The 21,218-nt window shown below is 70.0% G+C and carries 17 protein-coding genes; 14 read left to right on the top strand and 3 right to left on the bottom strand.

Annotated features, from left to right (window positions below; genetic code table 11):
* Window positions 1-5 precede the first annotated feature (5 nt).
* Window positions 6-725 carry an MBL fold metallo-hydrolase gene (locus tag AC230_RS10450; protein WP_049715788.1) on the bottom strand — a complete coding sequence of 240 codons (720 nt, stop codon included), beginning with the start codon at window positions 723-725 and terminating at the stop codon, window positions 6-8.
* Between the two features lie 250 nt (window positions 726-975).
* Between AC230_RS10450 and hrcA the strand changes: the two genes are divergently transcribed.
* The 12 genes from hrcA to AC230_RS10390 all read left to right on the top strand — a co-directional run bounded on the left by hrcA (window position 976) and on the right by AC230_RS10390 (window position 15,594).
* A complete protein-coding gene (hrcA, locus tag AC230_RS10445) occupies window positions 976-1,992 on the top strand; it encodes a heat-inducible transcriptional repressor HrcA (protein WP_049715893.1) in 1,017 nt (338 codons plus the stop codon).
* Window positions 1,993-3,132: a molecular chaperone DnaJ gene (gene dnaJ / locus AC230_RS10440; protein ID WP_049715787.1), complete on the top strand. Its 1,140-nt coding sequence runs from the start codon at window positions 1,993-1,995 to the stop codon at window positions 3,130-3,132. It begins immediately after the preceding gene.
* Between the two features lie 259 nt (window positions 3,133-3,391).
* Window positions 3,392-4,498, top strand: coding sequence for a nitronate monooxygenase (locus tag AC230_RS10435; RefSeq protein WP_049715786.1), 1,107 nt, complete (start codon window positions 3,392-3,394; stop codon window positions 4,496-4,498).
* A 22-nt stretch (window positions 4,499-4,520) separates the two neighbouring features.
* A complete protein-coding gene (locus tag AC230_RS10430; RefSeq protein WP_049715785.1) occupies window positions 4,521-5,270 on the top strand; it encodes a 16S rRNA (uracil(1498)-N(3))-methyltransferase in 750 nt (249 codons plus the stop codon).
* A 249-nt stretch (window positions 5,271-5,519) separates the two neighbouring features.
* A complete protein-coding gene (locus tag AC230_RS10425; protein WP_422125572.1) occupies window positions 5,520-5,879 on the top strand; it encodes a hypothetical protein in 360 nt (119 codons plus the stop codon).
* Window positions 5,876-10,126 (top strand): DUF6531 domain-containing protein, encoded by a 4,251-nt coding sequence (locus AC230_RS10420; protein ID WP_053161109.1) that lies wholly within the window; start codon window positions 5,876-5,878, stop codon window positions 10,124-10,126. Before AC230_RS10425 ends, AC230_RS10420 begins: the two co-directional genes overlap by 4 nt.
* Before the next feature lie 2 nt (window positions 10,127-10,128).
* Complete coding sequence (locus AC230_RS10415) at window positions 10,129-10,698, top strand: hypothetical protein (RefSeq protein ID WP_049715783.1); 570 nt, start codon at window positions 10,129-10,131, stop codon at window positions 10,696-10,698.
* 1,068 nt (window positions 10,699-11,766) lie between these two features.
* On the top strand, window positions 11,767-12,699 hold the full coding sequence (locus tag AC230_RS32965; RefSeq protein WP_053161106.1) for a barstar family protein: 933 nt from the start codon (window positions 11,767-11,769) through the stop codon (window positions 12,697-12,699).
* A 137-nt stretch (window positions 12,700-12,836) separates the two neighbouring features.
* Window positions 12,837-13,175 carry a hypothetical protein gene (locus AC230_RS10405; RefSeq protein ID WP_049715782.1) on the top strand — a complete coding sequence of 113 codons (339 nt, stop codon included), beginning with the start codon at window positions 12,837-12,839 and terminating at the stop codon, window positions 13,173-13,175.
* Window positions 13,176-13,469: 294 nt separating this feature from the next.
* Window positions 13,470-14,261: an alpha/beta fold hydrolase gene (locus tag AC230_RS10400; protein WP_049715781.1), complete on the top strand. Its 792-nt coding sequence runs from the start codon at window positions 13,470-13,472 to the stop codon at window positions 14,259-14,261.
* Window positions 14,262-14,303: 42 nt separating this feature from the next.
* Window positions 14,304-14,663, top strand: coding sequence for a histidine triad nucleotide-binding protein (locus AC230_RS10395; RefSeq protein WP_049715780.1), 360 nt, complete (start codon window positions 14,304-14,306; stop codon window positions 14,661-14,663).
* Between the two features lie 13 nt (window positions 14,664-14,676).
* Window positions 14,677-15,594 carry a ribonuclease Z gene (locus tag AC230_RS10390; RefSeq protein ID WP_049715779.1) on the top strand — a complete coding sequence of 306 codons (918 nt, stop codon included), beginning with the start codon at window positions 14,677-14,679 and terminating at the stop codon, window positions 15,592-15,594.
* Here AC230_RS10390 and AC230_RS10385 read toward each other — a convergent pair.
* Together AC230_RS10385 and AC230_RS10380 are read right to left on the bottom strand one after the other, a co-directional pair.
* Complete coding sequence (locus AC230_RS10385) at window positions 15,582-16,367, bottom strand: HAD family acid phosphatase (protein ID WP_107082101.1); 786 nt, start codon at window positions 16,365-16,367, stop codon at window positions 15,582-15,584. The two genes, AC230_RS10390 and AC230_RS10385, sit on opposite strands and share 13 nt — an antisense overlap.
* Before the next feature lie 119 nt (window positions 16,368-16,486).
* On the bottom strand, window positions 16,487-17,815 hold the full coding sequence (locus AC230_RS10380) for a family 4 glycosyl hydrolase (RefSeq protein ID WP_049715890.1): 1,329 nt from the start codon (window positions 17,813-17,815) through the stop codon (window positions 16,487-16,489).
* Between the two features lie 66 nt (window positions 17,816-17,881).
* Here AC230_RS10380 and AC230_RS10375 point away from each other — a divergent pair, with 66 nt between their 5' ends.
* Window positions 17,882-18,988 (top strand): carbohydrate kinase family protein, encoded by a 1,107-nt coding sequence (locus AC230_RS10375; protein ID WP_049715777.1) that lies wholly within the window; start codon window positions 17,882-17,884, stop codon window positions 18,986-18,988.
* A 137-nt stretch (window positions 18,989-19,125) separates the two neighbouring features.
* The gene (locus AC230_RS10370) at window positions 19,126-21,216 is read left to right on the top strand and encodes a PhoH family protein (protein ID WP_049715776.1); all 2,091 of its coding nucleotides are present in this window, start codon (window positions 19,126-19,128) and stop codon (window positions 21,214-21,216) included.
* Window positions 21,217-21,218 lie beyond the last annotated feature (2 nt).

Genomic DNA, 21,218 nt, shown 5'->3' with positions numbered 1-21,218 from the left:
CGGGGTCACGACACGCCGAACCGCCGTGCCAGCGCGTTGCGTTGCTCACGGACAAAACGGGCATCCACCACCGCGCCGTGCCCGGGCACGTACACCGCGTCCTCGCCGCCGAGCTCCAGCAGCCGGTCGAGCGCGGCCGGCCAGCGGCCGGGGGAGGCGTCCGGGCCGGCCTGCGGCTCGCCCGACTCCTCGACGAGGTCGCCGCAGAAGACGACGGCCGGGTCGCCCGGCACGAGCACCACGAGGTCGTCCGGGCTGTGGGCCGCGCCGAGCGCGACGAGCCGTACGCGCCGCCCGCCGCCCAGGCCGATCTCCCGCTCGCCGTCGACGGGCCGCGCGGCGGGCAGCCGGCCGGCCGCGTCCCGGGCGGCCCCGGCCGGCACCCCGTACGCCACCGCGTCCCGGCACAGCTCCTCCGCGTCGCCCGTCGTCCCGTGCACCACCGCCCCGGGGAACGCGGACGCGCCCAGGACGTGGTCGAAGTGCGGATGCGTGAGGGCGACATGCGTCACGGGGAGCCCGAAGAGGCCCTCCGCGCCGCGCCGGACACCCGCGCCCTCCGCCGGCGAGCCGCCCGCGTCGACGACCAGGACGCCCGCCGTCCCGGCCACGGCGCCCGCCGTCGCGTCCCAGCCGGGCAGCCGGCACCGCGCCACCCCCGGCGCGAGCCGCTCCCAGTGCGCCCCCGTGTGCTGCTCGTCGTGCCCGCCCTCGTGAAGTTCCATGGCAGGAAGCTACGGCCGGCGCGGTACGGTGGCCCGTCCCCCCACCCGGCGCGGCCCCGAGTGTGGCGAGGAGCACGGCGGGGCACGGCAGGGCGGGGGGAGCCACTGCCCTTGCCGGGTGTGCGGGGACCGGCCGTACACTGACGTGTGGGCTTTGGCACTCGTGACCTTTGAGTGCCAGGCACACGACCCGGGTAAGAGCCCGGGAGGACCCACGAGACGGCGGCCCGCGGAACTGGAGGTGCGCGCGATGCTGAGCGAACGCAGGCTCAAGGTGCTGCGTGCCATCGTCCAGGACTACGTGGGCACGGAGGAGCCGGTGGGCTCCAAGGCCCTGACCGAGCGCCACCACCTGGGGGTGTCCCCGGCGACGGTGCGCAACGACATGGCCGTGCTGGAGGAGGAGGGCTTCATCGCCCAGCCCCACACCAGCGCCGGCCGCATCCCCACCGACAAGGGCTACCGCCTCTTCGTGGACCGGCTGGCGGGCGTCAAGCCCCTGTCCGCCGCGGAGCGCCGCGCCATCCAGAACTTCCTGGACGGCGCCGTCGACCTCGACGACGTCGTCGCCCGCACGGTTCGGCTGCTCGCGCAGCTGACCCGGCAGGTGGCGGTCGTGCAGTATCCGTCGCTGACCCGGTCCACCGTCCGGCACGTGGAGCTGCTGCCGCTCGCCCCCGCGCGGGTGATGCTGGTGCTGATCACGGACACCGGCCGGGTCGAGCAGCGGATGGTGGACTGCCCGACGCCCGTCGGCGAGACCACGCTGGCGGATCTGCGGGCCCGGCTCAACAGCCGTGTCGTGGGGCGGCGGTTCACGGATGTGCCGCAGCTGGTGCAGGATCTCCCCGAGGTCTTCGAGCAGGACGACCGGGGAACCGTTTCTACGGTCCTGGCCGTTCTCCTGGAGACGCTGGTGGAGGACACCGAGGAGCGGCTGGTGATCGGCGGCACCGCCAATCTCACCCGTTTCGGGCATGACTTCCCGCTGACGATCCGGCCCGTGCTGGAGGCGTTGGAGGAGCAGGTCGTCCTGCTGAAGCTGCTGGGTGAGGCGTCGGACTCGGGCATGACCGTACGCATCGGTCACGAGAACGCCCACGAGGGACTGAACTCCACATCCGTCGTCGCCGTCGGCTACGGTTCGGGCGACGAGGCCGTCGCCAAACTCGGCGTGGTCGGACCGACCCGCATGGATTACCCCGGAACGATGGGAGCGGTACGCGCAGTGGCACGTTACGTCGGACAGATCCTGGCGGAGTCGTAAGTGGCCACGGACTACTACGCGGTCCTGGGCGTGCGGCGTGACGCCTCGCAGGACGAGATCAAGAAGGCCTTCCGCCGCCTCGCCCGCGAGCTGCACCCGGACGTCAATCCGGATCCCAAGACCCAGGAGCGGTTCAAGGAGATCAACGCCGCCTACGAGGTGCTCTCCGACCCGCAGAAGAAGCAGGTCTACGACCTCGGTGGCGACCCGCTGTCCTCCTCGGGCGGCGGTGGCGCGGGCGCCGGCGGCTTCGGCGCCGGCTTCGGCAACTTCTCCGACATCATGGACGCCTTCTTCGGCCAGGCGTCGCAGCGGGGGCCGCGCTCGCGCACGCGCCGCGGCCAGGACGCGATGATCCGGCTCGAAGTCGACCTGAACGAGGCGACGTTCGGCACGACCAAGGAGATCCAGGTCGACACGGCCGTTGTCTGCACCACGTGCAGCGGCGAGGGCGCGGCGCCCGGTACGTCCGCCCAGACCTGTGACATGTGCCGCGGCCGCGGCGAGGTCTCCCAGGTCACGCGCTCCTTCCTCGGCCAGGTCATGACCTCGCGGCCCTGCCCGCAGTGCCAGGGTTTCGGCACGGTCGTGCCGACGCCCTGCCCGGAGTGCGCGGGCGACGGCCGTGTCCGCTCCCGCCGGACGCTGACGGTCAAGATCCCGGCCGGTGTCGACCAGGGCACCCGCATCCAGCTCGCGGGCGAGGGCGAGGTCGGCCCCGGCGGCGGCCCCGCCGGCGACCTCTACGTCGAGATCCAGGAGAAGCAGCACCCCGTCTTCCAGCGGCGCGGTGACGACCTGCACTGCACGGTCACCATCCCGATGACCGCGGCGGCGCTGGGCACGAAGGTGCCGCTGGAGACCCTGGACGGCCTGGAGGAGATCGACATCCGCCCCGGCACGCAGTCGGGCCAGTCGATCCCGCTGCACCAGCGCGGTGTCACCCACCTCCGCGGCGGCGGCCGCGGCGACCTCGTCGTCCACGTCGAGGTGCAGACGCCGAGCAAGCTGGACGCCCAGCAGGAGGAGCTGCTCCGCCAGCTCGCCAAGATCCGCAACGAGGAGCGTCCGATGGGCGAGTTCAAGCCGGGGCAGCAGGGGCTTTTCTCGCGCCTGAAGGACGCGTTCAACGGGCGGTAGGCGTCCGGCCGGGGGTCCGGGGGTGGCCCCCCGGGTGAGCGCGGTAAGCCGGGGCAGCAGGGGCTTTTCTCGCGCCTGAAGGACGCGTTCGACGGGCGGTAGGTAGCCCTTGCCCGGACGGGCCGGTCTTCGCGCGGGGCGCGCGGCCGGCCCGTCCGGCTTTCCGGGTGTTTCCGCGTGCGGCCTGCCCGGGACGCGGCCCCGGCCGGCAGGAGGCCGCCGATTCGGACGACCCGCGGCCGCATGACACGATGTGGGCATGGCCATCGCACCCGACGGTGAGCACGCTCGCGCGCGGCGCACCCCGCTCGACGGGCTGTTCCGCCTCCCGATCGTCCAGGCCCCCATGGCCGGCGGCGCCTCCGGGCCGCCGCTCGCCGCCGCGGTGTCGGACGCCGGCGGCCTCGGCTTCCTCGCCGCCGGGTACAAGACGCCGGCCGCGATGTACGAGGAGGTCAAGCAGCTCCGCGCGCTGACGGGGCGCCCCTTCGGGGTGAACCTCTTCATGCCGCAGCCGCCCGTCGCGGACCCCGCCGCCGTGGAGGTCTACGCCGAGCAACTCGCGGGCGAGGCCACCTGGTACGACGTCCCGCTCGGCGACTGGGACCGCGCGGCGGACGACGCGTACGAGGCCAAGCTCGCGATCCTCCTGGACGACCCGGTGCCCGTCGTCTCGTTCACCTTCGGCTGTCCGTCCGCCGCGGACGTCGAGGCGCTCGCCCGGGCGGGCACGACGACCGTCGTGACGGTGACGTCGGTGGCGGAGGCGCTCGCCGCGCGGGAGGCCGGCGCGGACGCGCTCTGCGTGCAGGGCGTCGAGGCCGGCGGCCACCAGGGCACCCACCACGACGACCCGCGGGCCGACGGCGCGGGGGCGGGCAGGGGGCTGCTGGCGCTGCTCGCGGAGGTCCGCGAGAGCGTGCCGCTGCCGCTGATCGCCGCGGGCGGGCTGATGCGCGGCGCGCAGATAGCCGCCGTCCTGGCGGCCGGCGCCCGCGCCGCCCAGCTCGGCACGGCGTTCCTGGCCTGCCCGGAGTCCGGCGCGAGCGAGCCGCACAAGCGGGCCCTGACCGACCCGCTCTTCACCGGGACCGAGCTGACGCGGGCCTTCTCCGGCCGCCCGGCCAGGGGGCTGGTGAACCGGTTCCTCCGGGAGCACGGCCCGTACGCGCCGGCCGCGTACCCCCAGGTCCACTACCTGACCGCGCCGCTGCGCAGGGCCGCCGCGGCGGCCGGCGACCCGCAGGCGCTCAACCTGTGGGCGGGCCAGGGCCACCGGCTGGCCCGCGAACTTCCGGCGGCGCAGCTCGTCGGGCTGCTGGCGGCCGAACTCGACGCGGCACGCGCGTCGTTGACGAGCCGATGAGAACTCCGAGAGGACGTACGTCATGACAGCGCCGGTCTTCCTGGTCGAGGAGGACTCCCTCACCGGCGTCTTCCCCGGCACGGTCTTCGCCCTGGACGGCCCGGAGGGCCGGCACGCGGTGTCCGTCCGCCGGCTGCGGGTCGGCGAGGACATCGTCCTCACGGACGGGGCGGGCACGGGGGCCCACGGCACGGTCGCCGCCGTCTCCGGCAAGGACCACCTGGAGGTCGCCGTGACCTCCGTCCGCTCGGAACCCCTGCCGCAGCCGCGGATCACCGTCGTCCAGGCCCTCCCGAAGGGCGACCGCGGCGAACTCGCCGTCGAGACCATGACGGAGACCGGCGTCGACGCCATCGTCCCCTGGGCGGCGTCCCGTTGCATCACCCAGTGGAAGGGCGACCGGGGCCTGAAGGCCCTGGCCAAGTGGCGCTCGACGGCCCGCGAGGCGGGCAAGCAGTCGCGCCGCCTGCGCTTCCCCTCCGTCGCCGACCCGATGACGACGAAGCAGGTCTGCGCCCTCCTCGCCGGCGCCTCCTTCGCCGCCGTCCTCCACGAGGAGGGCAGCACCCCCCTGGCCACGGCGGACCTCCCCCCGACGGGCGACATCGTCCTCGTCGTCGGCCCCGAAGGCGGCGTCTCCCCCGAGGAGTTGACCGCCTTCGAGACCGCCGGCGCCCTCCCGTTCCGCCTGGGCCCCACGGTCCTCCGCACCTCGACGGCGGGCACGGCGGCGGTGGCCCTGCTGCTGGGGCGGACGGGGCGGTGGAGCTGAGCGTTGCGGGCTCGGCGCCGCAGCCGTGTGCCGACGGCGAGAACCAGCGCTGATCCTGGGTGTGCCGTGGCTGTGATGCCGGTCCTCCTCACTCGTTGTCGGTGGTCTCCGTCACGACGCGAGCAGAGCACCGCTGCGTCATGACGGCGAGCAGTACTGCGGGCGGTGCAGGAACGCAGTCGGGCTTTGCCAGGAGATTGCCGTCTGCAGGCGTGTCGTGACCGCTGGTTGCCTAGTGTTGACCGCCGCATGGCCGATTCGGTGGAGGGGCGGGGCATGGGCGGCAGCGGCAGCGACAAGGTGCTCGACATCAAGACGGCCGACATCAAGGCCGTGGCGCCGGTGTTCCGCCGGCAGGGCAAGAAGCTCAGTGATGCGTTGACCACGCTCGTCAACACGCTGGACGGGCTGGGCAAGCCGTGGGGCGACGACAAGCCGGGCAAGCAGTTCGCCGCCAAGTACGGCCCGAATCAGAAGGAGATCGAACGGGCCACCGGCATCCTCGTCCTCGGCCTGGTGAGCATCCACCAGGCGATGGTCGAGATGGCCGACGGGCACGTGGCGAACGACAAGGCCATCGCCGGGATCTTCACCAAGGACGCCCGATGAGCATCGAGGACGACGCCAAGGCGCTCCTCCTCAAAATGGGCATGTGGTGGCCGGACGCCAACTCCGGGACCCTGCGCCACGCGGCCGATGCCTGGCGGACGTTCGCCGGCACGGTCGATGATGTCCGGGCCGACACGGACAAGGCGGCCAACTCCCTCATCCACCACAACACGGGCAAGGCCATCGACGCCTTCCAGGAGTTCTGGGGACGGTACGCCCAGGGCGGCGAGGGGGGATGGCTGAGCGACATCGCCAAGGCCGCCCGGAATATGGCCGAGGCCCTGGACAAGTTCGCCGACGTAGTCGACAAGGCGATCGAGAAGCTCTGGACCCAGATCGGCATCGACGCGGTCGCCATCGCGGGCGGTGTGCTGCTCACGGTCGTCACCGCAGGTGTTTCCGACGAGGTCGCCGCCGGGATCATCGGCATGGCTGCCGGACTCGGCATCGAGGTCGAGGCCGCGGTCGCCTCCATCGCCGCCGGGATGCTGACCGGCGCCGTCTTCGGCGGCATCGCCGCGATGACCATCGACGGGGCCGTGGCACAGCCGGTGAAGATCGCGCTGGGCGAGCAGAAGAGCTGGAGCCTCGGCGAGGTGGCCCAGGCCGCCAACGACGGGATGCTCTTCGGCGGCGCGATGGGCGGAGCGACAGAGCTCTTCAGGTTGGGAACCCAACCGGGCAGCATGCAATGGCTGCTGAAACAAGGAGCCCGCCCGAACCTGATCGAGATGCCCGCTGCCGCCCGCCTCCCCAAGGATCTCAAGTGCGTGCAGGACCCGATCGACGTCGTGACCGGGGCGATGCTGCTCCCGCAGACGGACGTGACGCTCCCCGGGACCCTTCCGCTCGTCTTCGAGCGCACCCATCTCTCCTCGTCCCGGGTGGGTCATTGGTTCGGCCCCACTTGGGCGTCCACGCTGGACGAACGCATCGAACTCGACGCCCAGGGCGCGGTGTTCGTGTCGGCCGACGGAATGCGGCTCTGCTACCCGGTACCGAAGCCCGGGGAGCCGGCCCTCCCTCTCAAGGGCCCGCGCCGGCCGCTGACGTGGGACGGAACCCCCGACGGCGTCATGACCGTCACGGACCCCGAGACGGGATGGGTGAAAAGCTTCGCTCACCCCGTACCCGCCGGCGTTCCCGGATCGGTGCAACTCCCGCTGGACAGCGTGCGGGACCGCAACGGCTCGCACATCGACATCCACCGCACCCTGCACGGCATCCCGACAGCGATCCAGCACTCCGGCGGCTATTACCTCGCGGTCGACACCGAGGGCCCCCGCGTCACCGCACTGCGACTGCTGGACGAGCCGCCCTCGGCGTACGAATCGCCCCGCACGGCCACCGGCGGCACGACACTGATCCGCTACGTCTACGACGACGCCGGAGACCTCACCGAGGTCGTCAACTCCAGTGGTGAACCACTCCGCTTCACCTACGACGCGGAGCACCGCATCACCTCCTGGACCGACCGCAACGGCAGCGAGTACGGCTACGTCTACGACGCGCGCGGCCGTGTGGTCCGGACGGAGGGGAGCGAGGGCTTCCTCTCCGGCACCCTCACCTACGACGACGAGAACCGGACGACAACTCTCACAGACTCACTCGGACGTCGAAGCACCTACCGCTACGACGTCAACAGCCAGGTGATCCAGGAAACCGATCCCCTGGGCAACACCACCCTGACGGAGTGGAACGCGAGGGGCGACAAGCGGCTCTCGACCACCGACCCGCTGGGCCGCACGACGCGCTACACCTACGACGAGTCCGGCGACCTGACGCAGATCACGTTGCCGGACGGCAGCGCGCGCACGGCCGAGTACAACGCTCTGTGCCAGCCGGTCCGGATCACCGAGCCGGACGGCACCGTGTGGCGGCACACGTACGACGACTCGGGCAACCTCGTCACCACCACGGACCCGGCCGGGGCGGAGACCCACTACGAGTACGACGGCGCGGGCCGCCTGACGGCCGTCACGGACGCTCTCGGCCACACCAGCCGTATCACTTGCAACGCGGCCGGTCTCCCGCTCTCGATCACCGACCCGCTGGGCCGCGAGACGAAGGCCCGCCGCGACAGCTTCGGCCGGGTCACCGAGGCGACCGACCCACTGGGCCACACCACACGCACCTCCTGGACGACGGAGGGCCGACCGACCCGCCGCGAATACCCCGACGGTACGGCCGAGACCTGGACCTGGGACGGAGAGGGCAACCTCGTCTCCCACACCGACCAGGCGGGCCACACGACGCGGTACACGTCCACGCACTTCGACCTCCCGGCGTCCCGGACCGACCCCGACGGGACGACGTACTCCTTCGCGTACGACACCGAGCTGCGATTGACGGGCGTCACCAACCCGCAGGGCCTGACGTGGACCTACGCCTACGACGAAGCCGGCCGTCTGGTCTCCGAGACGGACTTCAACGGCCGCACGCTGACGTACACCCACGACGCGGCGGGAGACCTCGCCTCCCGCACGAACGGGGCGGGCGAGACGGTGCGCTTCACCCGCGACACCTTGGGCCGGATCGTCGAGCAGCGGACGGACGAGGGTGACGTCACGACGTTCGCCTACGACGCGCTGGGCCGCCTGACCCGCGCGGTCAACACGGACGCCGAAGTCATTTACGAACGCGATGCTTTGGGCCGTCCGCTGTCGGAGACGGTCAACGGCCGGACGATGCGCTATGCATACGATGCTGTGGGCCGCCGCCTCCAGCGCACGACCCCTTCGGGTCTGACATCCACCTGGACGTACGACGCGGCGGGCCAGCCCGCAGAGCTCCACACCGATGCAGGCAGTCTTGCCTTCACCTACGACGTCGGCGGCCGGGAGACGGAACGCCGCCTCGGTGACACGGCTGTTCTCACCCAGACTTGGGACGCGACGGACCGCCTCAGAACACAGACGATCACGCGACAGGGCACCCACCCGGAGGCCGACCGTCTCCTGCAGCACCGCACCTACACCTACCGCAGGGACGGCTACCTCACGGAGATTCGCGAGCTCACCTCGGGAACACGGCACTTCGACCTCACCCCAACGGGCCGCATCGCCGCCGTCAACGCCTACGGTTGGAGGGAGAATTACGCTTACGATGCCGCGGGCAACTTGACCCACGCTGTTGCACCGGAGCATCAGTCACCCGGCGACCGTGAATTCAAGGGAACGCTTATTCGGCGCGCCGGGCGGACGACATACGAGCATGATGCGCAGGGGCGTCTCGTACGCAAGGTGCGCAAACTCCTCAACGGGCAGACCAGGGTATGGACATATGAGTGGAACACGAAAGACCGTCTGACGCAGGCGATGACCGCGGAGGGTGAGTGTTGGGAATATGTGTATGATCCCCATGATCCCCTCGGTCGCCGGATATCCAAGCACCGCATTTCCGAGGATGGATCGGCAGAGGAGGGGACCTGTTTCTCCTGGGATGGCACCCGGCTTGCGGAACGAGTAGGCGCGAAAGAGAAGGTGAGTTCTTGGGACTACATGCCAGGAACTCATCGCCCGGTTGCTCAGATTGAACACCGGCAACGGATGTATTCCGAGTCCGAGTCTTTGGTTTCGAGGTTTTCTCCAGACGGCCTGTCCCACTGTCCCCAGTTTTACGGTATTGTGACCGACTTGGTCGGCAGTCCGACAGAGTTGATCTCATTCGACGGTGACTTGGGCTGGCGACGTCGAGTCTCACTATGGGGCACAAGACTTCCAGGGTCAGGGGAAGAAGAGGTCGACTGCCCGATCCGGTTTCCAGGGCAATACCATGACGCCGAGACCGGGATCAATTACAACTGTTTCAGGTTTTATGATCCGGAGGTCGCGAGCTACCTCTCGCCGGATCCCCTTGGCCTTGAGCCCGCTCCGAACCACCATGCCTACGTCAGTAACCCGCACACCTGGTCCGATCCTCTCGGCCTTGCGCCGTGCCCGAGCCTGGATGACCTCTCGAGGAGTGGCCAACGGCCGGACAAGGGGAAGCTGACCCGGGCAGGCCGTGAGTATCAGAAGCACATGAATCGCGGTGACTTGGAAGTTGTTCCAGGGAAGCGGTTGGACTCCGCCGGGCAGGACCTTCTCGATGACATTCTGACAAACCCGAAGGTTGTACAGGTTCCAGTGACGTCGGGTAACTTTGCCGGCGGCACTCGGTTTGTCATGCCAGATCCTGGCGGCGGGCGAGGCTACGGCGCCACGTTCGACTCCAATGGCGTATTCCAGTACTTTGGGCGGTATTAGTGATGAGGGTAATCCAGCCGTGGATCGGCCGTGCACAGGTCGAAGCTGAGCTCGCGGAGGTGGTGGCGGAGGTATCCGGGGAGCCCTTGGTTTCGGTCAGGTATTTCGTACTGAACGGAGAGGACTGGCCGGAAGGGTACAGGGTCGATCGTGTCCATGAGGTCGACATGGCTGTGCAACTGGTGCTGGCTAACAGCGTTGTTACCCTTTCGTGGGCCATGGATGGGGCCAATGAAGGTCTGGCGATTGAACTGAGTGGCCGTGATGCGCCCAATGCTGGTCCGTCAGGGGACATGGTCGCGGTCGGCGAACGTATGGAGTGGGTAGGGCTCCTGGGTCGCTCGATCGTCAGCGTGACTCCGGCCTGGCACGTGCCGAATGAGGGGTGTTCCGACATGCCATGGGCCTTCCGTATGGATTTTTCCAACGGATCCAGTGTGGTGATCGCACTCGGAGAGTCGGAGGGCTCGGAAATTACTTATATGCCCGATTCCTTGGTGGCCATCTTCGACGAAGACGTTGCAGATGCCTATCGGATTCCTGCGAGTTCCACCTCTTCATACGGCAATTGACCTGTGGCCTGTCGTGCGGAGCGCGGCAGCCGGTCACTGACGGGCTTGCAGGGGACACGGCTGACGCGGAGACCTTGTTGCGGAGGGATGTACGGGGCGGGGTGCCGTCTCTTGTCAGCGGGTCGCCATTCGGGGTTGTTGGGGTTGATGTTTCCGGCTGATCGTGAGCCGAAGCGGTGGCCGTGGATGACGGACGGGCCGATATCGATGCCGATCAGGGCGAGAGCGAGGGTGGCGCGGCGCTGTTGCTGTTCGGGGGTGAGGGAGCGGGACTGGGGCTGGGGGCGCGGGCGGATGAGGGGCATGGGGTAGTCGGGGAAGGCGGAACTGCCGGTGGAGGGTTCGGGCTGCTGCGGGTGGGAGTTCGGCGGTGAGCCGGGCTCCTCCGGGGGGCAGGGGCGGTGGGGCCGCATCACGGATGAGGAGGCCGAGGCCGGAGGTAGTGCGCGGTGCAGGCATGGCTTGGGATGCGCTCCGGCGCGTGCGTACGGGCGCGGGCGCGCGGCGTCGGGGATCGAAATGAGTCGGTTGAGCAGGAGGGTGAATGTTCTTCGCAGGGAGAACCCGCTACGGCGGGGCATGCTGACGCTCCTGGCTGGCGTTGGCCGGCCCCGGGGGGGCCACTAACACCGCCGGGGCGTTTCCATGGTGGCAACTGGTCGGCAGCTGAACTGCGTTGGCGCAACCGTCGCGACAACGGCCAGCTGGATAAAACGCGTTGTATTTACACAACCCTATGGAGCTATGCCCCGAACCGGGTTACGCGCAGTGATGCTTCGCCCACTTGGGACAACGTGAAGGGGCCGTCAATGCGGCAGTGACTGCATGCCACTTCCGAACGCACCGGCCTTGACGCTCGCAAGGAGCATGCCCAGTCCGGCTGCCGTCGTTCCGACGGTTATGCCCGGTTCGTCGCTCTCTCGTATCGCGAGATATGCCCCGGATGGAGCGACCTCGATACAATTGCCGTCAGGGTGCTCGGAGAACGCTGCTGGGCCGGACGGGGCGGTGGCGCGGTGCGGCTCGGTGCCCGCTGGCTGACCGCTGTACGTACGTGTGGGGAGCGTCGTGGATCCTGAGGAGTATCCGGAAATCCAGAGATGGGCGGCAGGGCTTCGGGGGGCACCCGACCACGTGCACTTCCTCACCCGCCATTGCACCCTGGGGCAATGGCTCGCCCTCGGCCGCGCGTTGTGGCCGCGGTTCGTCCTCGACCGAGGCTGTGTCGTCTGGGGGCGTGTGTACGACCGTGAAGGGTTCGACGAGTGGTATCGCTGCCTCGGGGGAGACACGCACCGTATTGAGGCGACGCTGAACAGACTTGTGCTGCGCGACGTCATCGACTGCGGCGACGGCGCCGACGACAATGCCGCGCTGCACGAAGTGGCCCGGACGGTGGAGCGGTCCTGGAGAGCCGCGCTCTCCGCCGCCTATCCGCGTCGCGCTTTCGAAGTCGTAGCGACCGATACGGATGACGGGCCGGTGGTCAGCTTCTTCTCGGTGCCCTCCGGAGAGCCGCCACCGATCGGCGATGACGGGCTGTGGGGCCTTGACGGGCCATGGCTGAACGTCTTCCCGAGGACGGAATCCATGACGGTGGCGGCTGCCCTCCCCGCGACGGGGATGACCCATGTGGCGCGCATGGACGCATGCGATATGACGGATCCGGACGGGGTGTTCGGGCAATTTTGGGAAAAGTTCAGATTCCCTGACTACTTCGGCTGGAACTGGTCAGCCCTGCTGGATTGTCTGCGCGATCTCAATTGGTTGCCGGCCGACCGGTACATGGTGGTGATCGACAACGCGGGTGCCCTGCTCTCCGGGGCAGTGGAGGAACTGCATTTGTTCGTCCGGGCGTTGGAGGGGGCGGCAGAGGCGTGGGCCAACTCCCGGGCGAAGCCCGGAAGGACCGGTGTGCCGTTCAAAGTGCTGCTGTTCTGCGAGCCGGGTGAACTGCCGGGAGACCTGCACCGGACCTGGCGCGACCACTCCACCGGCTGATCGCCCCCCGGCATCGTCGTTCTGGTCGCGGGCCCAGAAGGCGGCGTCTCTCCCGGGGGCAGTCAAGCTCCGTATGGGAAAGCAGTCAGGTAAGTTCCGTGATCAGTGGCCCACGGGGTCACCGTACACTTCCTGGGATGGAAACTGGGAAATCCGGCCTTCTGGCGATCGACGACCTTCCCGAGGGGTTCGAGTACCCGGACGAATTCATTCGCGTGGTGGAGCTCGGCCTGACCAACCTCGAACCGTGGTGGATCTTCGATGGTGATCTGCTGCGACGGAGAACAAGGGGACTGCGGGAGCGTTATCCCGACAGGAAGTTGCTTCCTTTCGCGCGTCGGCAGGATCATGACGATGTCGCTTGCCGGGATGTGGATCACGGCGGTGCGGTGGTGATCCATGACTTTGACAATGCCGGCCGGGAGCAGAGAGCACGATTCGAGGACTTCAATTCCTGGCTCCGGGCGAGCCGTTGAGGACCTGATCGAGTTCGGGAGCAGGTAGAGTCCACTGCCCGGTTGTCGCGCAGTTCAAGCCGGCCATCGGACATGAAGGTTGCAGGGTGACGAATCAAGGTTGCCGGGGAGGTCGCCCATCCGTCGGGCACCACCCTTGTGGCCCACCGAGCGACCGACGGAAGGCAGTTGCCATGCGTCGTCGGGCAGCGGTCCGGCGTGACCGGCGCGTCGGCAACTCCACTGTGCGGAGCCCGCTTGATCCCCCAGTTACGCTCGCTCCTTCAGCGATCTTGAAGTTGGGGGGAGTCGGGCATGCGGAGTGCCGTCGTCACGAACGCGGGGGATCGGATTCGGTGGGTCGAGTTGCCCGGGCGGGAGCCGGTGCGGGTCTATCTGCATGGGCTGGGGGCGTCTTCGCCCGCGTACTTCGCGGGAGTTGCGGCGCATCCGTTGCTCGGCGGGCATCGTTCGCTGTTGCTCGATCTGCTCGGGCACGGGATCAGTGACCGGCCGGTGGAGTTCGGGTACACGCTGGAGGGGCATGCCGACGCCGTCGCCTCGGCGTTGGTCGCCGAAGGTGTGCGTGGCGCGGAGGTGGTCGCGCACAGCATGGGCGGGGCGATCGCCGTCATGCTCGCCGCGCGGCATCCGGGGCTCGTGGCGCGGCTGGTGCTTGTCGATGCCAACCTCGACCCGGTGGAGGTGCGGGCCGGTGCCGCCGGCAGTGGAGGGATCGCCGCGTACTCCGAGGAGGAATTCCTCGCGGGTGGCTGGCGCGAGGTGCGCGAGCGGGCCGGGGCGCACTGGTGGGCCACGATGCGGCTCGCGGGGCGGGAGGCTCTGCACCGCAGTGCCGTTCATCTTGCGAAGGGGGCGGTCCGGGGGGTGCTGATGGAGCTGGACGTTCCGCGGACCTTCCTGGTGCCCGCGGCCGACGGCCCGCTGCCCGGTGCGGACGCGCTCTCGGCCGCCGGGGTGGACGTCGTCGCCGTGCCGGACTGCGGGCACAACATCATGCTCGACAACCCGGACGCCTTCGCCAGGGCCGCGGCGGACGCGCTCGCGCGGCGGTCCGGAACGGGCCCTGTCGGCACCGCCCGGTAACATCCGGTCCGTACGAGCGGACGACCCGGAAGGAGTGCGCCGGTGGCGGGAGAACCGCAGGCCGACTGCCTGTTCTGCAAGATCGTGGCGAAGGAGGTGCCCGCGACGATCGTGCGGGAGACGGAGAGCGCGGTCGCGTTCCGGGACATCAACCCCCAGGCGCCCACGCATGTGCTGGTGATCCCCAAGGTGCACTACCCGGACGCGGCGTCGCTCGCCGCCGGGGAGCCGGGGGCGGCCGCCGAGATACTGCGGGTGGCGGGCGAGGTGGCCGCGGAGGAGGATGTGACGGGGTCGGGGTACCGGATCGTCTTCAACACCGGCAGCGGCGCCGGGCAGACCGTCTTCCACGCGCACGCGCACCTGCTCGGCGGGCGCGGGTTCAACTGGCCTCCCGGCTAGAAAGCGCGGAACCGTGTCCGTACGTGAATTCGTCGTGCTGGGGACCGCCAGCCAGGTCCCCACGCGGCACCGCAACCACAACGGGTACGTCCTGCTGTGGGACGGCGAGGGGATCATGTTCGATCCCGGGGAGGGGACGCAGCGGCAGATGCTGCGGGCCGGCGTCGCCGCGCACGACCTGAACCGGATCTGTGTGACGCACTTTCACGGCGATCACTCGCTGGGGCTCGCCGGGGTGATCCAGCGGATCAATCTCGACCGCGTGCCGCACACCGTCACCGCGCACTACCCGGCCGGCGGCCGGCGGTTCTTCGACCGGCTGCGGTACGCGACGGCGTACCGGGAGACGGTGGAGCTCGTGGAGGAGCCCGTGTCCGGCGTCGCGATGCGGCTGGTGGACGGCCCGGCGTACACGCTGGACGCGCGGCGGCTCTCGCACCCCGTCGAGTCGTACGGCTACCGGCTCGTCGAGCCCGACGGGCGGCGCATGCTGCCGGAGAGGCTGGCGGAGCATGGGATCGCCGGCCCTGACGTGGGGCGGATCCAGCGGGAGGGCGCGCTCGGCGGGGTGTCCCTGGAGGACGTCAGCGAGCTGCGGCGCGGACAGCGGTTCGCGTTCGTGATGGACACCCGGCTGTGCGACGGCGTGCACGCCCTCGCCGAGGGCTGCGACATGCTCGTCATCGAGTCGACCTTCACCGACGAGGACGAGGGGCTCGCCAAGGAGCACGGGCACCTGACGGCCGGCCAGGCGGCGCGCGTGGCGCGCGAGGCGGGGGTGCGGCACCTGGTGCTGACGCACTTCTCGCAGCGCTACCACGACGCGTCCGTCTTCGAGCGGCAGGCCCGGGCGGCCGGGTACGAGGGCGAACTCACCATCGCCCGGGACCTGATGCGCGTTCCCGTCCCGAAACGGGATCAGGGCAGGTAGTACATCGGGTTCGGCATCTTGAACGCGCGGCCGGAGTGGCCGCCGTTCAGGTCGCTCCACTGGTCGCCGAAGTTGGCGACGATGCGGTAGCCCCGCGCCTCGATGTGCTTGCGCGTGCCCGACTTGTACTCGGTGGTGGTGCACGTCGCGCCGCAGGGCAGGTAGGCCGGCGGGTTCTTCTTGTTCTTGAGGAAGAAGTGGGCCGTGTCGGCGGCCGGCTTGTAGCCGACGTTCTTGAGGTTGCGGACGCTCCAGTCGCGCTGGTGCTCGTCGCGCCCGGTCACGTAGAAGACCTCGATGCCCCGGGACTTGGCCCAGTTGACCAGCTTCGGCATGCCGAACACCGGCTTGGTGTCGGTGGACTTCAGGTACGCGTCCTGCGACTCCGGAGTGAAGTGGAAGCCCTGCTTCAGCTCATAGTTGTAGGTGAGCAGGGTGGTGTCGTCCAGGTCGAGGACGATGGCCGGCTTCCCGCCCTTGGCGGTGCCCCGCGCGAGGACGTCCTCCAGGTGCGCCTTGGCGCGCTTCTCGATGCCGGCGACCTGCCGCGCGTAGGCGCTGTCCGGCGACGCCCAGTGCTCGCCGTTCTTGTCCACGGTGTCGCCGTAGTACGCCTTGATCTTCTCCTGGACGAGGGAGAGGTTGGGGATCTCCTTGTCCGTCCGGGGGACCGAGCGGTCGGCGGTGGCCGCGCCCGCCGTGTAGAGACCGGCCCCGACGGCGACGGCGGCGACGGTGGCGGCGAGACGGGCACGCTTGGACGAGAGTGGCACGGGTGACTCCTGCGGAGGGCATAAAAGGTGCAGCGCGAAGCTAGGGCCTCGCGCCGCACCCGGTCAATGTCACTCCCGTCACGCCCGCCACACCTGCCCCGGACGGGCTACAGGACGGGCTACACCTCCGCCCGCTCCAGGATCCGGGCCGCCACCGCCGGCGAGTCCACCAGCGGGTGCAGGGCCAGCGCCCGCAGCGCGGCCCGCGGATCCCGTCCGGCCGCCGCGTCGATCACACCCCGCTCCACCGCCTTGACCTGGAACATCAGCCCGAGCTGGTCCTCACGCAGGGGGGCGCACGGCAGCGGCCGGGCGCCCTTGGCGCTCACCTCGCAGACGGTCTCGATGACCGCCTCCCGGTCGAGCTCCGGAACGGTGCCCTCGTTGCGGACGTCGAGGATCAGCCGGGAGCGCTCGTCCCCCGCCACCCCCCGCATCAGCGCGAGCGCCACCCGCTCGTAGCCGCCGCCCTCCAGGTCGCAGGAGTCGCGCCGCCAACCCCCGCTCGCCGCACGGCTGTCGGCCCCGTACGTCTCCTCGCGCTCCAGCCGGGTGCGCCGCCACAGGTCGTAGGCCGCGGCGGGCGAGGACGCGGCCGCCGCCCGGCGGAAGAAGTCGGCCTGCTGGCGGTCGAGGAACTCGCCCCGCGTCTGCGCCGACTCCCGTACCGCGCTCAGGGTTTCACGGCGGAAGTAGTAGTAGTGGAGGTACTCGTTCGGCAGGGCGCCCAGCGCCCGCAGCCAGGCGGAGCCGAAGAGCTTGCCCTCCTCGAACGACGCCAGCGCCTCGGGGTTCTCCAGCAGCCCCGGCAGCAACTCACGTCCGTCCAGTGTCAACGACCGCAGCCAGCCGAGGTGGTTGAGCCCCACGTAGTCGTACTCGACCCGGTCCGGATCGGCCCCCGCCGCCCGCGCGGCGCGCCTGACCAGACCGACCGGCGAGTCGCAGATGCCGATCACCCGCTCGCCCAGCACCGAGGCCATCGCCTCGGTCACCATCCCCGCCGGATTGGTGAAGTTGATGACCCACGCGTCCGGCGCGTTCTCCGCCACCCGCCGCGCGATGTCCAGGGCCACGGGAAGGGTGCGCAGCCCGTACAGGACCCCGCCGGCGCCGACGGTCTCCTGCCCCAACACCCCTTCGTCCAACGCGATGCGCTCGTCGCGCACCCGCCCCGCCGTACCGCCCACACGGATGGCGGAGAAGACGAAGTCGGCGCCCCGCAGCGCCTCGTCGAGATCGCGCGCCACCCGGACGGAGGGCGCGCCGGGCACCCCGTCCGCCTGCGCGGTCAGCACCGATGTGATCACTCTGGCGCGCATCGAGTCCGTGTCGAACAGCACCAGTTCGGTGACGCGGCCCGGCGCATCGCGCCGCGCGTCGTCGAGAAGGGCCCGGTGCACGAGGGGCACCCGGAATCCGCCACCGCCGAGAATCGTCAGCCTCATGGCCGGAACGTACCGCAGCATCGGGCACACTGTCCGAACCGCACCCCCGAGAGGAGTAGCGACGAGATGACGATTCCTTCCGAACGCCCCGCAGGTGCCCCGGTCCTCGATCCCCTCGCGGGTCTGCGCGCCCCGGGCGGACCGGAGTTCGACGTCTACCTCACCGGCACCGTCTTCCTCGACATCATCTTCACCGGCCTGGACTCGGCGCCCGTGCGCGGCACCGAGTCCTGGGCGCGGGGCATGGGGTCGAGCCCCGGCGGCATCGCCAACATGGCCACGGCGCTGGCCCGGTTGGGCCTGCGGACCTCGCTCGCCGCCGCGTTCGGCGACGACATGTACGGCGAGTACTGCTGGGAGGCGCTCTCCAGAGGCGAGGGCATCGACCTCGGCCAGTCGCGCACCGTGCCCGGCTGGCACTCCCCGGTGACGGTCTCCATGGCGTACGAGGGCGAGCGGACGATGATCTCGCACGGCCACGAGGCGCCGCCGCCCGAGACGCCCGTGCCGGCCAGCCCGGTGCGCGCCGAGGCGGCCGTCGCGCTGCTCGTCCCCGGCAGGCAGGAGGAGTGGATCGGCAACGCGGCGCGGGCCGGCAGCCGGGTCTTCGCCGACGTCGGCTGGGACGACACCGGCCGCTGGGACCCGGCCGACCTGGCCGACCTGGAGCACTGCGAGGCGTTCCTGCCCAACGCCGAGGAGGCCATGCGCTACACCCGCACCGACTGCCCGCGCGCCGCCGCCCGCGCGCTGGCCGACCGGGTGCCGCTGGCCGTGGTGACCATGGGGGAGAAGGGCGCCTACGCCGCCGACGGACGGACCGGGGAGACCGCCGAGGTGCCGGCCATCGTCGTGGAGGCGCTCGACCCCACCGGCGCGGGGGACGTCTTCGTCGCCGGCTTCGTCACCGGCACCCTGGCCGGCTGGCCGCTGGCCGACCGGCTGGCCTTCGCCTGCCTGACCTCGGCCCTGTCCGTCCAGGAGTTCGGCGGCTCGCTCTCCGCGCCGGGCTGGGTGGAGATCGCCGCCTGGTGGCACCACACCCGCTCCTACGACGACCAGTCCCGGGACGCCCTGCGCCGCTACGCCTTCCTCGACGGGCTGCTCCCCGGCGTGACCAGGCCCTGGCCGCTCCGCCGGGCCCAGCCCACGCTCGGCTTCCGGGGCGCGTGAGGGGTCTTCCGGGACGCGGAAATCCCCTCGGGCCCGCCCCGGCTCCGGCGTACCCTGGGCGGTACGGGGCGGCCGGATCCGTGGCCGCCGGACGCACGCACATGGAAAGAGGGATGAGCAGGCCACAGAGCCGGCCCATGACTCAGACACCCACACGAGCGCAGCAGGCAGCCCAGCAGCCGGCCGAGCGGGCCGAGGCCCGCTTCACGGTCCCGGCGAAGCACCCGATGGTGACCGTTCTGGGTTCCGGGGACAGGCTCCTGCGCGTGATCGAGAACGCATTCCCGGCGACGGACATCCACGTCCGGGGCAACGAGGTCAGCGCGACGGGGGACCGGGCGGAAGTCGCCCTCGTCCAGCGGCTGTTCGACGAGATGATGCTGGTGCTCCGGACCGGTGCGCCGATGACGGAGGACGCGGTGGAACGTTCGATCGCCATGCTGCGCAACGTGGAGGAGCAGAGCGAGACCCCGGCGGAGGTGCTCACCCAGAACATCCTCTCCAACCGCGGCCGCACCATCCGCCCCAAGACGCTCAACCAGAAGCGCTACGTCGACGCGATCGACAAGCACACCGTCGTCTTCGGCATCGGCCCCGCCGGTACCGGCAAGACCTATCTGGCCATGGCCAAGGCCGTCCAGGCCCTCCAGTCCAAGCAGGTCAACCGGATCATCCTGACCCGGCCGGCGGTCGAGGCGGGCGAGCGGCTGGGCTTCCTGCCCGGCACGCTCTACGAGAAGATCGACCCGTATCTGCGCCCGCTCTACGACGCGCTGCACGACATGATCGACCCCGACTCCATCCCCCGGCTGATGGCCGCGGGGACGATCGAGGTGGCGCCGCTGGCCTATATGCGGGGTAGGGCCCAGCCCGTTTTCACCAATGTGCTGACACCGGACGGCTGGTGCCCCATCGGTGATCTCCAGGTCGGCGACCTGGTCATCGGATCGAACGGTGAGCCGACCCCCGTCCTCGGTGTCTACCCGCAGGGCGAGAAGGACATCTACCGTGTCACGGCCCAGGACGGCTCCTGGACGCTGTGCTGCGGCGAGCACCTGTGGACGGTCCGGACGGCGTCGGACAAGCGCCGCAACGAGCCGTGGCGGGTCCTGGAGACCAAGGAGATGATCGGGAACCTCCGTGCCGCGCACGCCCGCCGCTACGAGCTGCCGATGCTCACCGCCCCCGCATCCTTCCCCGAGCGCGAGGTCCCCATGGACCCCTATGCACTGGGTCTGCTGCTCGGCGACGGATGTCTGACCGGTTCCACCACACCGTCCTTCTCGACGGAGGACGAAGAGCTTGCCCAAGCCCTGGACACTGCGCTCCCGGGCATCACTGTCCGGCACCGGAGTGGCCCCGACCACGTGTTGAACCGGGTGAAGTCGCCCGGCGACGTGGTCACTTTGGAGAACCCGGTCACCCGGATGATCCGCGAACTGGAGCTGATCGGCACCCGGTCCCACTCCAAGTTCATCCCGGACGACTACCTGTTCAACACCGCAGAGGTGCGGCTCGCCGTCCTCCAGGGGCTGCTCGATTCCGACGGCGGTCCGGTCACGCAGCGGGACCGCACATGCCGGATCCAGTACTCGACCGCGTCGATCGTCCTTCGCGACGACGTGATCGCGCTCGTTCAGTCCCTCGGTGGGGTCGCCTACACGCGGCGTCGGCCGGCCGAGGGCCGAGAGCAGGGCTCGGCCTTGGGCACTCACCGGTACGACTCGCATGTCGTCGACATCCGTCTCCCCGAAGGCATCGAGCCCTTCCGCCTGGCCCGCAAGCGGGAGGCGTACCACGCGGCCGGAGGCGGCGGCCGCCCGATGCGGTTCATCGACAGCATCGAGCCCGCGGGCCGCGAGGAAGCCGTCTGCATCCAGGTGGCCGCCGAGGACTCGCTGTACGTCACCCAGGACTATCTGCTGACGCACAACACCCTCAACGACGCCTTCATCATCCTCGACGAGGCGCAGAACACCAGCCCCGAGCAGATGAAGATGTTCCTCACCCGGCTCGGCTTCGACTCCAAGATCGTGATCACGGGTGACATCACCCAGGTCGACCTCCCCGGCGGCACCCGGAGCGGTCTGCGTCAGGTGCAGCAGATCCTGGAGGGCGTGGAGGACGTCCACTTCGCCCGTCTCACCAGCAACGACGTGGTCCGGCACAAGCTGGTCGGCCGTATCGTGGACGCGTACGAGAAGTACGACAACCGCGAAGGAAAGTAGTC

It is taken from the genome of Streptomyces caatingaensis (assembly GCF_001187435.1).
Lineage (GTDB): Bacteria > Actinomycetota > Actinomycetes > Streptomycetales > Streptomycetaceae > Streptomyces > Streptomyces caatingaensis.
The sequence above is the reverse complement of the archived record's forward strand: the minus strand, read 5'-3'. Positions and strand labels throughout refer to the sequence as shown.

Coding starts and splice junctions, on each gene's coding strand:
- AC230_RS10380 (WP_049715890.1), bottom strand. CDS start 17,815: ATGAGGCTGACGATTCTCGGCGGTGGCGGATTCCGGGTGCCCCTCGTG.
- AC230_RS10420 (WP_053161109.1), top strand. CDS start 5,876: ATGAGCATCGAGGACGACGCCAAGGCGCTCCTCCTCAAAATGGGCATG.
- AC230_RS10375 (WP_049715777.1), top strand. CDS start 17,882: ATGACGATTCCTTCCGAACGCCCCGCAGGTGCCCCGGTCCTCGATCCC.
- AC230_RS10400 (WP_049715781.1), top strand. CDS start 13,470: ATGCGGAGTGCCGTCGTCACGAACGCGGGGGATCGGATTCGGTGGGTC.
- AC230_RS10450 (WP_049715788.1), bottom strand. CDS start 725: ATGGAACTTCACGAGGGCGGGCACGACGAGCAGCACACGGGGGCGCAC.
- AC230_RS10405 (WP_049715782.1), top strand. CDS start 12,837: ATGGAAACTGGGAAATCCGGCCTTCTGGCGATCGACGACCTTCCCGAG.
- AC230_RS10435 (WP_049715786.1), top strand. CDS start 3,392: ATGGCCATCGCACCCGACGGTGAGCACGCTCGCGCGCGGCGCACCCCG.
- hrcA (WP_049715893.1), top strand. CDS start 976: ATGCTGAGCGAACGCAGGCTCAAGGTGCTGCGTGCCATCGTCCAGGAC.
- AC230_RS10430 (WP_049715785.1), top strand. CDS start 4,521: ATGACAGCGCCGGTCTTCCTGGTCGAGGAGGACTCCCTCACCGGCGTC.
- AC230_RS10425 (WP_422125572.1), top strand. CDS start 5,520: ATGGCCGATTCGGTGGAGGGGCGGGGCATGGGCGGCAGCGGCAGCGAC.
- AC230_RS10415 (WP_049715783.1), top strand. CDS start 10,129: ATGAGGGTAATCCAGCCGTGGATCGGCCGTGCACAGGTCGAAGCTGAG.
- AC230_RS10370 (WP_049715776.1), top strand. CDS start 19,126: ATGACTCAGACACCCACACGAGCGCAGCAGGCAGCCCAGCAGCCGGCC.